The 15,159-nt window shown below is 47.1% G+C and carries 9 protein-coding genes; 3 read left to right on the forward strand and 6 right to left on the reverse strand.

All coding sequences use genetic code 11. The annotated features are described in order from the left end of the window. Window positions 1-39: 39 nt before the first annotated feature. Window positions 40-1,590 carry a nitric oxide reductase transcriptional regulator NorR gene (gene norR, locus L9G74_RS06470; RefSeq protein WP_238895480.1) on the forward strand — a complete coding sequence of 517 codons (1,551 nt, stop codon included), beginning with the start codon at window positions 40-42 and terminating at the stop codon, window positions 1,588-1,590. A gap of 47 nt (window positions 1,591-1,637) precedes the next feature. On the opposite strand, the gene norR (L9G74_RS06475) is transcribed toward norR (L9G74_RS06470), so the two are convergent. Then, window positions 1,638-3,173 (reverse strand): nitric oxide reductase transcriptional regulator NorR, encoded by a 1,536-nt coding sequence (norR, locus tag L9G74_RS06475; RefSeq protein ID WP_238895481.1) that lies wholly within the window; start codon window positions 3,171-3,173, stop codon window positions 1,638-1,640. 199 nt (window positions 3,174-3,372) lie between these two features. On the opposite strand from norR (L9G74_RS06475), the gene hmpA reads away from it, so the two are divergent. Both hmpA and L9G74_RS06485 read left to right on the forward strand, forming a co-directional pair. Next, complete coding sequence (gene hmpA, locus L9G74_RS06480; RefSeq protein WP_238895482.1) at window positions 3,373-4,563, forward strand: NO-inducible flavohemoprotein; 1,191 nt, start codon at window positions 3,373-3,375, stop codon at window positions 4,561-4,563. 35 nt (window positions 4,564-4,598) lie between these two features. After that, complete coding sequence (locus L9G74_RS06485; RefSeq protein WP_238895483.1) at window positions 4,599-5,666, forward strand: methyl-accepting chemotaxis protein; 1,068 nt, start codon at window positions 4,599-4,601, stop codon at window positions 5,664-5,666. A 235-nt stretch (window positions 5,667-5,901) separates the two neighbouring features. On the opposite strand, the gene L9G74_RS06490 is transcribed toward L9G74_RS06485, so the two are convergent. From L9G74_RS06490 to L9G74_RS06510, 5 genes are all read right to left on the reverse strand, one after another. Next, complete coding sequence (locus L9G74_RS06490) at window positions 5,902-7,263, reverse strand: ammonia-forming cytochrome c nitrite reductase subunit c552 (RefSeq protein ID WP_238895484.1); 1,362 nt, start codon at window positions 7,261-7,263, stop codon at window positions 5,902-5,904. A 469-nt stretch (window positions 7,264-7,732) separates the two neighbouring features. Continuing rightward, window positions 7,733-8,410 (reverse strand): respiratory nitrate reductase subunit gamma, encoded by a 678-nt coding sequence (gene narI / locus L9G74_RS06495; RefSeq protein ID WP_238895485.1) that lies wholly within the window; start codon window positions 8,408-8,410, stop codon window positions 7,733-7,735. A gap of 4 nt (window positions 8,411-8,414) precedes the next feature. Beyond that, window positions 8,415-9,140, reverse strand: a complete 726-nt coding sequence (gene narJ / locus L9G74_RS06500; protein WP_238895486.1) for a nitrate reductase molybdenum cofactor assembly chaperone — start codon at window positions 9,138-9,140, stop codon at window positions 8,415-8,417. A 17-nt stretch (window positions 9,141-9,157) separates the two neighbouring features. Next, complete coding sequence (narH, locus tag L9G74_RS06505; protein ID WP_238895487.1) at window positions 9,158-10,690, reverse strand: nitrate reductase subunit beta; 1,533 nt, start codon at window positions 10,688-10,690, stop codon at window positions 9,158-9,160. Beyond that, window positions 10,690-14,451 (reverse strand): nitrate reductase subunit alpha, encoded by a 3,762-nt coding sequence (locus tag L9G74_RS06510; RefSeq protein ID WP_238895488.1) that lies wholly within the window; start codon window positions 14,449-14,451, stop codon window positions 10,690-10,692. Before L9G74_RS06510 ends, narH begins: the two co-directional genes overlap by 1 nt. Window positions 14,452-15,159 lie beyond the last annotated feature (708 nt).

The following is a 15,159-nucleotide window of genomic DNA, read 5'->3' on the forward strand; positions in this document are numbered from 1 at the left end:
ACAGCTATACTGTCAATATGACAACCAGTGGAGCTTTAAATGGCAGAACGCTTACCTCAATGGCTGAGTATCACCAAAGATTTGAACTCAGGATTGAGCCGTGATAATCGATTTGATCGACTGCTAGCGACCATTCGACAAGTGGTTAACTGTGATGCCTCGGCCTTGTTGTTACTGCAAGGGCAGCAATTTACGCCACTGGCCATCAATGGCTTGGCAGAGGAAGTGCTCGGCCGCCGCTTTGAAATTGACGCGCACCCACGGTTGCAAGCAATTGCTCGTGCCGGAGATATCGTCCGTTTTCCCGCAGACAGTGACTTAGCGGATCCCTATGACGGGCTGATCCCCAACCACGGTCAACAGCTGCATGTGCATTCCTGTATTGGCTTACCGCTACTAATTGATGACCAATTGATTGGGGCGATCACTATTGATGCTTTTGCACCAGATCAGTTTGATAACATCCCTAATGATGAACTGCGCTTTATAAGTGCGTTGGCGGCCAGTGGCTTGCACACGGCATTACTGCTCGACAAGTTGGAACAACAGACAGAGCGCGAGCCGCTGACCGTGCGCCATAGCATGAAACACGAGATGATTGGTAAATCTGCGGCAATGCAGTCATTACAAGCGCAAATTGATGCCGTAGCGAGTACAGATCTTACCGTGCTTATCATGGGGGAAACTGGAGTCGGCAAAGAGTTGGTCGCTAGTGCGATTCATCACCGCTCCAAGCGTGTCGATAAGGCGTTGGTGTATCTTAATTGTGCGGCACTCCCCGAGTCGGTTGCTGAGAGTGAACTCTTTGGTCATGTCAAAGGCGCTTTTACGGGGGCGATAAGTCATCGAAAAGGGAAATTTGAACAAGCCAACAATGGCACTTTATTTCTCGATGAGGTGGGTGAGCTTTCACTCGCATTACAAGCGAAATTACTGCGTGCACTGCAGTATGGCGATATTCAGCGAGTCGGGGATGACCGCACGATATTAGTGAACACGCGCATTGTAGCGGCAACCAATAGAAACATGCAAGCGGAGGTAATGGCGGGGCGATTTAGGGCCGATCTCTATCATAGATTGAGTGTTTTTCCGGTGTTTGTGCCTCCATTACGCGATAGAAATAATGATGTGGTGCTGCTGGCCGGTTTTTTTGCAGAGCGGATTCGACAAAAGCTCAATATCAAAAGTATTCGGTTTGAGCGGCAAACCATCGACAACCTCAAACATTACCCTTGGCCTGGTAATGTGCGTGAACTAGAGCATGTCATCAGCCGTGCGGCGGTATTAGCCAATGCGTCCAGCGCCGACGTTAATATTCTTCTTACGCCACACCATCTATCGCTATCTGGCATTGATAACAGCCATGCCCCCACCGTGAACGCGCTGCAACAGTTAGCGCCTGATCATGCGGGGTTGCCGTGGTCATCTACGGAAGAGTGCAACTTAAAACAAGCCACGGCCTCATTTCAAAAACAGCTGATTTTACAATGCTATGAAGATAACCAGCATAATTGGGCTGCTACTGCCCGTGCGCTCGGTATGGATACAGGGAATCTGCATCGATTAGCCAAGCGGCTCGCCATAAAATAGCATGGCTAAGCTTTATGGGCGTTACGCTCTCCACGTCGGAAAAGACGTTACTTAAGCCCCAGTCTTTGCGCCAATTTATGCAGATTACTGGCATCAACCTTAAGTAATCTGGCGGCGTTGGCCCAATTGTATTGGGTCTCTATGAGTGTGTGCTGCAGTAATTGCCGTTGGAAATCATTGACCTGTTGCTTGAGTGACCCCTCCCTATGACTTGGGACCGCGACAGCAGCTGGCACCAACGACGTTTGATGCGCAACCGTATGGCGTAGCTCTTGATCGAGATGGCATGGTTCAATGGTGACGATCTCCTTTTTATCAGCACCTTGGCTAACAGTACGTAATGCCGCGCGACTAATAACATGTTCCAACTCTCGTACATTACCAGGCCAGCGATATTGCAATAGTAGCTGCTCGGTTGTTGGCGCAAGGATTAAACTGCGAAAACTGAAACGGCTGCGATTACACTCTACAAAATAGCCCGCCAATAACAGAATGTCGTCACCCCGCTCACGCAGTGGTGGAATGACCACGGGGTATACGGTTAAGCGATGATAAAGATCTGCTCGAAAGTCGCCACACTTTACCATCTCCACAAGATTTCGGTTTGTTGCTGCAATAATGCGGACATTAACCTTGATTTGCTTATCAGCCCCTAGACGTTGGATCTCACCATTTTGCAGCGTACGTAGTAGTTTTGCTTGTATGGTAAGTGGTAGTTCGCCTATTTCGTCCAAAAACAGAGTACCACCGTCAGCAGCCTCAATACGGCCTGCGCGCTCTGTTGTCGCGCCAGAAAATGCACCTTTGACATGACCAAATAATTCACTTTCAACCAGCGTTTCTGGCAATGCGGCACAGTTTACATGGATCATTGGGGACGTATTTCTTAGTGACTTTTGGTGCAGACGCCAAGCAAACAACTCTTTGCCGACTCCCGTCTCGCCACGGAGCAAAACCGGCAGATCTGAAGCCGCTACCGTGTCAATTTCTCGCAGTAAGTCTTGCATGAGCATATGTTGACCAATTAGCTCCTGAGTCACACTCATACCGGGGCTTTTAAGATGCAATTGCTCATCTCGCCGTCGTAAGCTTGTTACCTCGCGCTCTAGTCGATTAAGCCTTACCACTGTCTCACAGTAGCGTGCCAACTGAGGTATTAACGCAATCTGCTCCGAGCTAAAATGCTGTTTTTCTATCGAGTCTAGCGTTAGTACCCCCCAACATTTGCCATCGGGCCACAGGCTTATTCCCATACAATCATGCACTGGTAGCGGAACATTCTGCTGGGTTTCTAGCAAGCCGTCATAAGGATCGGGTAATGGTGAATCTGGCGCAAAATGTACTAACTCACGTGTCGCTAGAATCTTTTCAAGACGAGGATGATGCCTAATCGCAAATCGACGACCATGGGTGGTGGTCACTAAGCCAACCAGTGCTACAGGTTTTAACATGTCGCCATCAAGCTGCAGTAAACCAACGGCGCTACAGGCAAAGAGTTGTTGTATTTGCAGTACGAGATGGCGCAGCCGCAGTTGCGGCGCTTGCTCATGAGTTAGGTCGTAACAATCCGGCAGAAACGGCATGGTTAATTTCACCCTAATGGTTGTTTTTACCATTTATTTTAGGGTTTTTTCTACCCTAATCAAATAACCATTTATATATATTTCAACAGATTAGTGATTGGCACGTTAGTTGTAATTACTTCATTAAGACAGTGAGCCCTCCGTAGAAAAACTGCGATAGCGTTCATACTCTTGCATCACTATATGGAGTAAAAATTCGATGAATGAACAGCAAAAAGTCCTCGTACGCGCCACCATTCCTGTATTACAGCGCAGCGGTGTTGCCTTAGCATCCCATTTTTATCAGCGCATGCTGACATACAATCCAGAACTTAAGCATGTGTTTAACCATGGTCATCAACAAGATGGTCGCCAGCCACAAGCACTAGCAGGTGCCGTATTAGCCTATGCGGAACATATCGATGATCCTACGGTACTGTTACCTGTTGTCGAACGTATTGCCCATAAACATGTCAGCCTCGGGATCCGTGCAGAGCATTACGCTATTGTGGGAAAACATCTGTTGGCCAGCATTCAAGAAGTGCTAGGTGAAGCGGCAACATCAGCGCTAGTTGATGCTTGGGCAGCCGCTTACCATCAACTAGCTCAGTTATTTATTGGTATCGAAAGTGATCTTTATCAACAGCACATAGCTACCGATGGTGGGTGGACTGGATGGCGGCCATTTCGCATAGTGCGTAAACAAATAGAAAGTGAAGAGATCACCTCTTTCTACCTACGTCCGCTTGATGGCGGTCAACTGCCTAGCTATCAACCAGGCCAATACATTAGCCTGCGTGTTTATGTTGAACAGCTAGGTTGTTATCAACCTCGGCAGTACAGTTTGTCTAATGTTGCTACGGGCAGTGAATTTCGTATTTCGGTAAAGCGCGAAATGGCCGGTAATGCAACGCCTGCGGGCGCAGTCTCTAATCTGTTGCACACAGATTATGATGTGAACGATATGCTAGAACTATCGGCACCAACTGGCGATTTTGTCTTGCAGCAAGACTCCCAGCGCCCCGTAGTCCTACTCAGTGGCGGCGTCGGCATTACCCCAATGCTTGCGATTGCACAATCGCTGCTGCAACAAGGCACACGCCCACTGCATTTTGTACATGCCGCTAGAAACCCACAGGTGCACGCTTTTAAAGCGCTCAGTGACGAGTTTGCTGAACAAGGTGCACAGGTACATTATTTTTATGATGAACAAGGAGGGAGTGAACAGCCACGTACTCGCGCACCTTTTGCGCTGACGGAGGTGTTACCGCCATCAGCAACTGATGCAGAATACTATCTCTGTGGGCCACTAGCATTTATGCAGCACTACATCACTGAGTTACGGGCATATGGCGTACCTGAATCTCAGATATATGCGGAGGTTTTTGGCTCAGGTGGGTTACCAGCTTAATTTTTTAGGGTTAATTCACTAGAGGCTCTCTACTTATGTTTACTTTCTTTGAAAAGACTAGGCAACCAGCAGCATTTGTCCCTACGGATGACGCCGACACATTGAAACAACAACTGACACAGTTGCAACAAGAGAATCAGACGTTACAACAAAAGATTGAAGCTCACGAACAGACTGCACATTATCAGCAGCAGGTCATTGCACAGCTGTTGCAGTTCGATCAGTCAATGAAGCATCAAGGACAATCGCTATGCCATCTTTCAGAGCAGCTTGAGCAACAATCCCAAGACAGCTTGATGGCACAACGTGTCACCGAACAATGCTCGCAAGCCTCGATGGAAAGCTATCAAGCTGTCAAAGCCATTTTCCAACAAGTGGAGAGCATCGCCAGTTCGTTGCAACAACTTAACAATAAAACGGCTGAAATTAGTCAGATGGTATGCCTGATTCAAGAGATTGCTGCACAAACGAATCTGTTATCTCTGAATGCAGCCATTGAGGCCGCAAGAGCGGGAGAGCAAGGACGAGGGTTTGCAGTTGTGGCTGATGAGGTGCGAAAACTGGCGACAAAATCGGCAACCGCCGCCACCGATATTTCAAGCCGCATCGCAGAGATTAGAGATGACGTGGCACACAATAGTCAAACACTACAAACAACTGCAACAGCAACGACTGATGTCTCGAACAGCCTACATCAGGCTAATCACATGCTGGATAATATTACGCAGATGTCCACAGAAGGAGGACAAGTGATGACTCAATTGGCACTTTTGTCATCGTTGGAGCTCGCCAATTTGGAAGAGTTATCACTTAAATTTGCTATCTACAAGGAAGTATTAGGCTTGAGTCAACATACCAACATTCCATCAACGTCGGAATGTCGACTGGGTCAATGGCAACAGTCAGCGTCTAAGGTTTTATCAGCGCACTTTGAAAAAGCTCATGAGCAGGTGCACAGCTCCGCCCAAAATGCGTTGCGTTGTCATCGGTCGCAGGACTATGAGCAAGCGATCAACATGATCAAGCAAATGGAGCAGTCGAATCTGACAGTGATGGAACTGCTTACGGCAGAAGGAATAAGTTTCGCAGGAAACCTATTGTAAGTACATGCGAGGATTTTTACCTGCAAATGATGAATAGCAGTTTAGGAAATAGTCAAATTAAAGTTGTCGAGAAAATAATTCAAACTATATTATAAGTTAGGGGTATTGAAGCGGTTACGTCAATTTATGCTGTCAGCATGTTTTTAATTTGGTAGCTACTATAAAAATGCAAACCCAGAAATTTTAGGGTTTGCATTTTCTATTTACGAAGGGAATAAATATATATTTATACGCGTTAGTTCTGATAACCAACTTGGCTAACTGCAGGCCAATGTTTATCTATTTCCTGCTCAATAAATTTTTGTTTCTCTTTAGTGAGCTGCTCAAGATTAATTCCTATAGCTTTTTGAGCGGCAGTCTTAGTGGAATAATCTGGGTAATTCACTTTAGTGACCTTAAGATTCTCTAATATCTCAGCTAATTTCGTACGAGCCGCTGTCACCTGTTCGTTGGCTTTATCCAGCAAGGCATGTGCTTCTTTGGAATTATGGGCATATAAACCATGTGAAGACATGGCAAAGTCCCAGCGCCATTGAGAATGACGAATATCCATAATGGCAGCGTTCATCATCTCCCAGTTTGCCCCAGCATCCCATGCAGCACCGGCTTCATAGTGAGCTTTGACTAACAACTGCTCAACGGTTCTGGCCTTAGCTGCAATATCAGCTTTGGCATGATCCAAACGGCTAGTAAGCGCCTGCTTACTCTTGTGGCATTTTTGGCAAACATCGTCGTAGTTGTTTAATGCTTGGCTGATCACTTTATGGTTAGTAAAGGTGTTGCCTTCAGCATCGGTACTATTGCCCATATGGCAACTGACACAACTCACACCTAACTTGGCATGGGGGCTACGGCTCCACTGCTCAAACTCGGGGTGACGGGCTTTAACCAAAGGTGTACGAGAAATCGGGTGGATCCACTCATAGAAACGACGTGTATCGTAGTATTGCTCAATTTTGTCGGCGGTATTACCGAATATCCATGGGATATTCACAATGTTACTGCGTTCAGGGCGGAAATAGTAAGTCACATGGCACTGTCCACACACCTGCGAATCCTGCATCGCTGAGTTTTGCTTGTCAAAAGGCAAGTTGACTTTTTCCATCGCCTTTTGCGCATGAGGTCGGGGTAAAGCTAACTCACTGGAGCCTTTAACGTGACAATCATTACAATAAATCACGTTTTTCATTTCAGTGCCAAGATCAGCGAAGTTCTTAGCAGAGAAATTTTCAACCCCCATCTGATTGATTAAGCGTGGAACATCGGGTGATTTACAAGTCCAACAACTGGCTGATAACCCCTGCTCACCGGCAGGCACGGCTTGGCCTGTACGCAGTGTATGACTGACATCAGCCACAGCAAACGCATGGCCTCGAGCACTGTGATATTCCTTAGAATATGCCGCACCGGCCCATAGGATCACCAGTGCTGGATTCTCTTCTAACAGATCTTTGCGTTGCTTGAGTTCAACGGTGGATGCCCAACTTTGATATTGATTGGGAAACTTGGCTTGCATGGTGGCATGATCATCATCTTGCGCCACAGACGGTAGACTGAATAGTAATAAACTCAACACACAAACTTTACTTAGTGCCATAAACATTACACCTCAAATTTAGTGGGACACATTTTATACTTAGGCTTATTTACCAATCGTTTTCTGAAATATTAAAAGGTGATATCTATAGTCTATTGTTAATAGGACAGGAGCCTTTTAATCCTCTTTACTTTTAAAATATGAGAATCACGCGATTGAAAACAACGTGGTAAATACTGTTTTTAGCTATAAGAATGTGACATAACAAATAGTTGTGCTGTTGCTCAGCAATAGTCCATCCTTGCTAAAAATATGGGGGTAGCTTAGCTATGATTAACTATCAGCGCTAAACATGTATTTATCATATATGTTATTTGTCAAGGTTAACTAACCCCTCGGCGTTACTCAAAGCCTTAGCAGATAATTATTGTATAAGTGTGACGTGGTAATCAAAAAGGTGTTATTTATAATAAATGGCTACTCAATATTGAGTAGCCATTTATGGGTATGTTTTTTGAAATTTGTTACGCTAACTTCGACTTCTTACCAACTGATAACGACGGGTTATATATTCAAGTGGTACGCTAAATATATGAACTAATCGACAGAATGGAAATAGTAAGAACAGGGTCATGCCGAGAAATAGGTGCAGTTTAAATATTAAGGCCACATCCTGTAAATTGGTGGACGCGCCTTCTCTGAATGTCACAATTGCCTGGGCCCAATCTGCCAGTTTCAGCATTTCACTACCATCTAGATGCTCCGTAGAGAAGGCTATGGTCGTCAGCCCGAGTGCCGCTTGCAGCACGAGTAAGCTCAGGATCATGATATCTGCAAAAGAAGATGAGGCTCGAACGCGCGTATTCGTAAGTCGCCGTTTTAATAGCAATACGCCGCCTATCAATGTCATCAGACCACATACGCCACCAGCGGTCATAGCGAGTAACTGTTTATGCGGTGCGGATATTATTGGCTCATACAACCAATGTGGCGTTAACAGTCCAACAAAGTGCCCACCTAAGATACCTATAATGCCGATATGGAATAGGTTTGAGGCGAGCCGCATTCCTTGACGATCCATAATTTGGCTAGAGCCAGCGCGCCAGCTGTACTGGCCATAGTCGTAACGCAGCCAACTACCGATGACAAATACCGCGAGGACAATATAAGGATAAATATCAAACAGTAAGTGATTAATGTAATTCATATTATTAGTCTCCACATGAGCCAGCAGTATGTAATGCTTCAACATTGAGATATTGCGGAGTGACCGCGCCCGCAAAACGACGTTGATGTTGCGTTTGCTCACTGGTAGAACAACCTGCATCTCCCATGAATGTGATTTGCTCCTCTTGCCAGACGGCATCGAGTGCTTCTGGTGTATCGTCACGTGCTTCACTGGCCACTTTGTCTTGCAACTCGGTGGTGCTAACTTCGCTATTTGTAAGTGAAATTAGTACATCAAACAACGTGGCATAATGGCTTTGGCGTTGGTATAGCCGTGCTGCTAGCAACGCAAGAATAGGAACAATATTCTGCAATCCTTCGAGCATTTTGGCGTGAGGTTGATGCGCAAGAAACTCCAAGTAAAGCGGTAGAAAATCGGGCAGTTCTCGACTATTTAACGATAATCCCGCCGCTTCATACTGGGCCATGAGATCAACCATTGCCTGGCCGCGATCACGTGATTCAGCATGCACATGCTCAAACAGTAGCAAAGAGGTCGAGCGCCCACGATCAAACAAGGTACAGTAATCGGCTTGTGCATCTAGGAACGGCATTTTCAGTAGCGCCGTCATGGTGTCTAGCAATTGCTGCTTGTGTTCATTGGTGAGTTCGTTGGCCTGCATCGCTTCGTGAAACAGCTCATCGCAGTGTTCCCAAAGGGCTTCGCTAGGGTATTCTAATAAGCGCGCAATGATGATTAAGCTAATCATAATTAAATCCCCCCAGCCTATCTTTTAGTCGATGTCGCACCGACATCAATGGCATCGATACGTCGGCTATTAAATAGATTTGTCTTGCTATCACTACCATGGCAGCCATCACCGAAACTAAAACCACAGCCCTTGCTTTCAGGAAATGCTTCTCTGGCCAACTCTCTGTGGCTAGATGGCACGACGAAGCGATCTTCATAGTTTGCGATAGCTAAATAGCGATACATCTCCTGTGCTTGCGCAACGCTGAGGCCGACTTCGTCAAGGGCGCGAGTGTCTCGCACACCTTCGACGGTCTCGGCTCGTTTAAACTGGCGCATTGCTAACATGCGTTTAAGTGCCGTTAGCACCGGTTTTTCATCACCGGCAGTGAGTAAGTTAGCGAGGTATTGTACGGGGATGCGTAAGCTTTCCACATTCGGCAGAATACCATCGTGCGGCAACATGCCAGCATCTGCGGCTGATTGAATAGGGGATAACGGTGGTACATACCACACCATAGGTAAGGTACGATATTCAGGGTGTAACGGGAGTGCTAACTTCCAATCAACGGCCATCTTATAGACAGGCGATTGTTGAGCCGCTTCAATCACTGACATAGGGATATCCTGTGCCAATGCTTCAGCAATAACTTCGGGATCATGAGGATCTAGAAAAATATCTAACTGACGCTGATAAAGATCGGTTTGATGTTCGGTAGATGCCGCTTGCTCAATCCGATCCGCGTCATAGAGCATAACGCCGAGATAACGAATGCGGCCAACACAGGTTTCTGAACATACTGTGGGTTGACCAGCCTCAATACGCGGATAGCAGAAGATGCACTTTTCAGACTTACCACTTTTCCAGTTGAAGTAAATTTTCTTATAAGGGCATCCGGTTAAACACATACGCCAGCCGCGGCACTTATCTTGATCGATAAGGACAATGCCATCTTCTTCCCGTTTATAGATTGCTCCACTAGGGCAGGTCGCTACGCAGGCAGGGTTGAGGCAATGCTCACACAAGCGAGGAAGGTACATCATAAAGGTGTTTTCAAACTGGCCGTACATCTCTTTTTGCATGTTGGCAAAGTTGCTATCTTTACTACGCTTAGCAAATTCGCCCCCTAAGATCTCCTCCCAGTTAGGGCCTTTGGTGACCTTATCCATACGCTCACCTGTGAGCAGTGAATGAGGTCTAGCGACGGGCTGATGTTTACTCTGTTTGGCCTGTTGCAGATGCTCGTAGTCATAGCTGAACGGCTCATAATAGTCATCAATCGTTGGCATGTGCGGGTTGGCAAAAATTTTAGATAACAAGCTGAGTTTGCCACCTGCTTTAGGCTCAATTTTGCCATTGATTTTACGGATCCACCCGCCTCGCCACTTTTCTTGGTTTTCCCACTCATTGGGATAGCCCACGCCCGGTTTGCTTTCCACATTATTGAACCAAGCATATTCCACGCCTTCGCGACTGCTCCATACGTTTTTACAGGTGACTGAACAGGTATGGCAACCAATACATTTGTCGAGATTCAGCACCATGCCGACTTGAGAACGGATTTTCATTAGATATTCTCCTGTTCAGATTTACTTTGTGCGGCTTCGTTACTTTGTTCATCAAGCCAGTCAACGTTATTCATCTTGCGAACGACCACAAATTCGTCGCGGTTTGAGCCTACGGTTCCGTAGTAGTTAAAGCCATAAGACAACTGGCCATAACCGCCAATCATATGCGTAGGTTTAGGGCTGATACGTGTGACGGAGTTATGAATGCCTCCGCGTTGACCTGTGATCTCTGAACCCGGAATATTTACAATGCGTTCTTGTGCGTGATACATCATCACCATACCTGCCGGTACGCGCTGGCTGACGACCGCGCGTGCGGTTAACGCACCGTTAGTATTGAAGGCTTCAATCCAATCGTTATCCTCAATACCTAATTCACGGGCATCTGTTTCACTTATCCACACAATCGGGCCACCCCGCGACAGTGTCAGCATGATTAAGTTGTCACTGTAGGTGGAGTGGATCCCCCACTTCTGGTGCGGTGTAATAAAATTAAGGGCTTTTTCCGCATTACCGTTAGATTTGCTGCCTAACAGTGGCTGAGCGGTACGCGTGTCAATCGGTGGACGATACACAACGAGGCTTTCACCAAACGCGCGCATCCAGTCATGGTCTTGGTAAAGTTGTTGTCGGCCAGAAAGTGTGCGCCAAGGGATTAGCTCATGAACGTTGGTATAGCAAGCATTGTAGGAGACATGTTCATCCTCAAGGCCTGACCATGTTGGGCTAGAGATAATCTTACGTGGTTGCGCTTGAATGTCCCTAAAGCGGATTTTTTCTTCCTCTTTATTACGGGCAAGATGGGTGTGATCACGTCCGGTAACTTCACTGAGTGCAGCCCAAGCTTTTACCGCAACTTGGCCATTGGTTTCCGGCGCCAGCGATAGAATGACCTCAGCCGCATCAATGGCTGATTCAATTTTAGGCCGACCGGCATTAGCTCCTTCACTGTGGGAATAGTTAAGCTGTTTGAGAAAATCGACTTCAGTTTGGGTGTCCCAGTTGATCCCTTTGCCGCCATTGCCTTGCTTATCAAGCAATGGACCTAATGAAGTAAAGCGGGCATAGGTATTTGGATAATCGCGTTCTACTTCAATAATGTGTGGTGCACTGATGCCAGGGACAAGCTCACATTCACCTTTCTTCCAATCTTTGACACCAAATGGCTGTGCCAGTTCTGCCGCGGTGTCATGCAAAATCGGTAACGTCACCACATCGGTTTCTTTACCTAGATGCCCGTGACACAGTTCGGAGAACTTTTTGGCAATGCCTTTATAAATTTCCCAGTCGGTTTTTGACTCCCATGCTGGATCAACTGCGGCAGATAACGGATGAATAAACGGATGCATATCCGATGTGTTCATATCGTCTTTTTCGTACCAGGTGGCCGTAGGTAACACAATATCTGAATAGAGACAGGTACTGGACATTCTGAAGTCCAATGTCACCACCAAATCCAGTTTTCCCGTGGCGGGCGAGTCTTGCCATTCAACTTCTTCGGGTGTAACCGCTCCCTGTTCGCCGAGATCTTTCCCCTGAATACCATGTTCTGTGCCCAGGAGGTATTTTAGCATGTACTCATGGCCTTTACCTGATGAGCCAAGCAGGTTAGAGCGCCAGATAAATAGGTTGTGGGGATAGTTTTGTATTTTGTCCGGTTGTTCTGCAGCAAAGCGTATCTGGCCGTGCTTTAGGGCGTTAACAGTATATTCTTGGGTGGACATGCCTGCGGCTTGGGCCTGCGCGGCAATAGATAGTGGGTTGGTGTCTAGCTGCGGCGCCGAAGGTAACCACCCCATGCGTTCAGCGCGAACGTTGAGGTCAATAAGGCTGCCGCTGAATTTAGACTTATCGGCATTCGCGGCGAGCAACTCATCCGTGCGCAGTGTTTCATAGCGCCATTGGCTAGAGTGATTATAGAAAAAAGAGGTGCTGTTCATATGCCGCGGCGGCTTTTGCCAATCCAAGGCAAAGGCTAATGGTTGCCACCCTGTTTGTGGCCGTAGTTTTTCTTGACCAACATAGTGTGCCCAACCACCACCACTTTGACCCACGCAGCCACAAAAAATAAGCATATTGATGAAACTGCGATATGCCATATCCATGTGATACCAATGGTTAACGCCAGCACCCACAATGATCATCGAGCGACCATGGGTTTTCTCCGCGTTATCGCCAAACTCGGTGGCGATACGGATGATATCGGCTTGGGGCACGCCAGTAACTTGTTCTGCCCAAGCTGGGGAGTAGGCTTTTAACTCATGATATTCGGCGGCGCAATTCACATCATTTAAGCCACGTTCAACACCATAGTTAGCCAATGTAAGATCATATACGCTAGTGACTACCGCTTGACGACCATCAGCCAGCGTTAACTGCTTCACTGGTAATTTGTGGGTTAATGTTTGCTCCAATGGCACGCTATCAAAGTGTTCACTTGCTGTGCCACCAAAATAGGGAAAGCCCACGTCGACCACTTGATCATGCTGCTCTAATAAGCTCAGTTGGAGCTCAACATCCTGCTGTGTGTTACCCGCTTTAGCTTCAAGATTCCATTTCCCCTTTTCGCCCCAGCGAAAACCAAGCGAACCGAGTGGTGCCACGAGCTGGCCCGTGTGACTATCAATTGCAATGGTCTTCCATTCAGGATTGTTTGCCTCGCCTAGATCATCCACTAGGTCCGATGCTCGCAACATGCGGCCCGCTCGATAACTTCCGTCGCCAGTCTCCTCCAGTAACACCAGCATGGGAAGGTCGGTATAGCGTCGAGCATAGTCCTGGAAATACGACGTTTGTCGTTTTATGTGAAACTCTTTCAGTAATACATGGCCCATCGCCATTGACAGCGCACTATCAGTCCCTTGTTTAGGGTTGAGCCACTGGTCACATAACTTGGCAACTTCTGAATAGTCTGGGGTTACCGCAACGGTTTTCGTGCCTTTATAGCGAACTTCGGTAAAAAAGTGGGCATCAGGTGTGCGTGTTTGTGGCACATTTGAACCCCACGCAATAATGTAAGAGGCGTTGTACCAATCAGCAGACTCAGGGACGTCGGTTTGTTCTCCCCACGTCATTGGTGACGCTGGAGGCAAGTCACAATACCAGTCATAAAAGCTCAGGCAGGTACCGCCAATGAGTGACAAGTATCGCGCACCAGCAGCATACGACACCATCGACATTGCAGGGATCGGCGAAAAGCCAGCAATACGGTCGGGGCCATATTCTTTCGCAGTAAAGACATTGGATGCCGCAATGATCTCATTCACTTCTGACCAGTCAGCGCGAATAAAGTCGCCTCGGCCGCGCTGCTGCTTGTAGGTCTTCATCTTTTCTGGTGAACGAGCTATGGCAGCCCAAGCATCAACGGGATCACAATGTTGACGCCGCGCCTCTCGCCACAGCTCAATTAGACGCTTGCGTACCATGGGATATTTCACACGGTTAGCGCTGTACAAATACCAAGAGTAACTCGCGCCGCGGGGACATCCACGAGGCTCATGGTTGGGCAGGTCTGGGCGGGTTCTAGGGTAATCGGTTTGCTGTGTTTCCCATGTGACCAAACCGTTTTTTACATATATTTTCCAACTGCAAGAGCCTGTACAGTTAACCCCATGGGTAGAACGGACAATTTTGTCATGCTGCCAGCGGCTTCTATAGCCATCCTCCCAATCTCTGTTGGTCTTAAGCGTCTGACCATGGTCATCTGCAAACGTGTCGCCCAATTGCTTGAAATAAAGGAACCTATCAAGAAACTTACTCATACCGCCTACTCCTGCTGCATTCTAGTTCCCACTCATGAACTAGACATCGACATTGCATAATTTGGCGCCAGCTTAGAGAAGCGATTGCGATAATTTCATGATAGAGATCAAATTACGCGAGTAGTGAAATTGGGCGAGATGCTGCTAATACCTCTTAGGCGGTACGAGGCAAGTCTATTTTAACTTATTGTTTATAAACGAATTTTCGTTTTTTCTGTAATAAACCGAGTGAAGGTGTTAGCGGATAAACTATTAAGTGATACTCCATCGTTAACCGTGGCGAACTCACGAACGGTTTTAGCGAGGTTTGACTGCTGATTCAACCTTGGCTGCATATTATTTATAGGTATTGACGTATCTCGGGACGGTTAATCATTTTTACCGTAGACGGCATGGCATACAACGCTATCTGCCATGTCGCATTTTTGCAAAGAGGTCGCCATTCGCCGCAAACTACGCCTGGCATCTGAAAGCGGCATCCCCACGCAGCGCTCGCATGGGGCTTATTCGCCTCTTCTTTAGCGTTTAGGCTTTCGCCAGACATATGCTGCAAAGGTGTGCGCCAATCTTGGCATATTCTCACTTGGTAGATGTTTTGCTGTTAACGGCGACTCGCTACGGGCATCCTGGCTTATAACGACGCTGGCTAACAACGAAATGCTGTCAGTTTTGCCGTCCTTGTATGGCGTGGCATACCGCGCGATAGCG

It is taken from the genome of Shewanella electrica, assembly GCF_022321485.1.
Classification (GTDB): domain Bacteria; phylum Pseudomonadota; class Gammaproteobacteria; order Enterobacterales; family Shewanellaceae; genus Shewanella; species Shewanella electrica.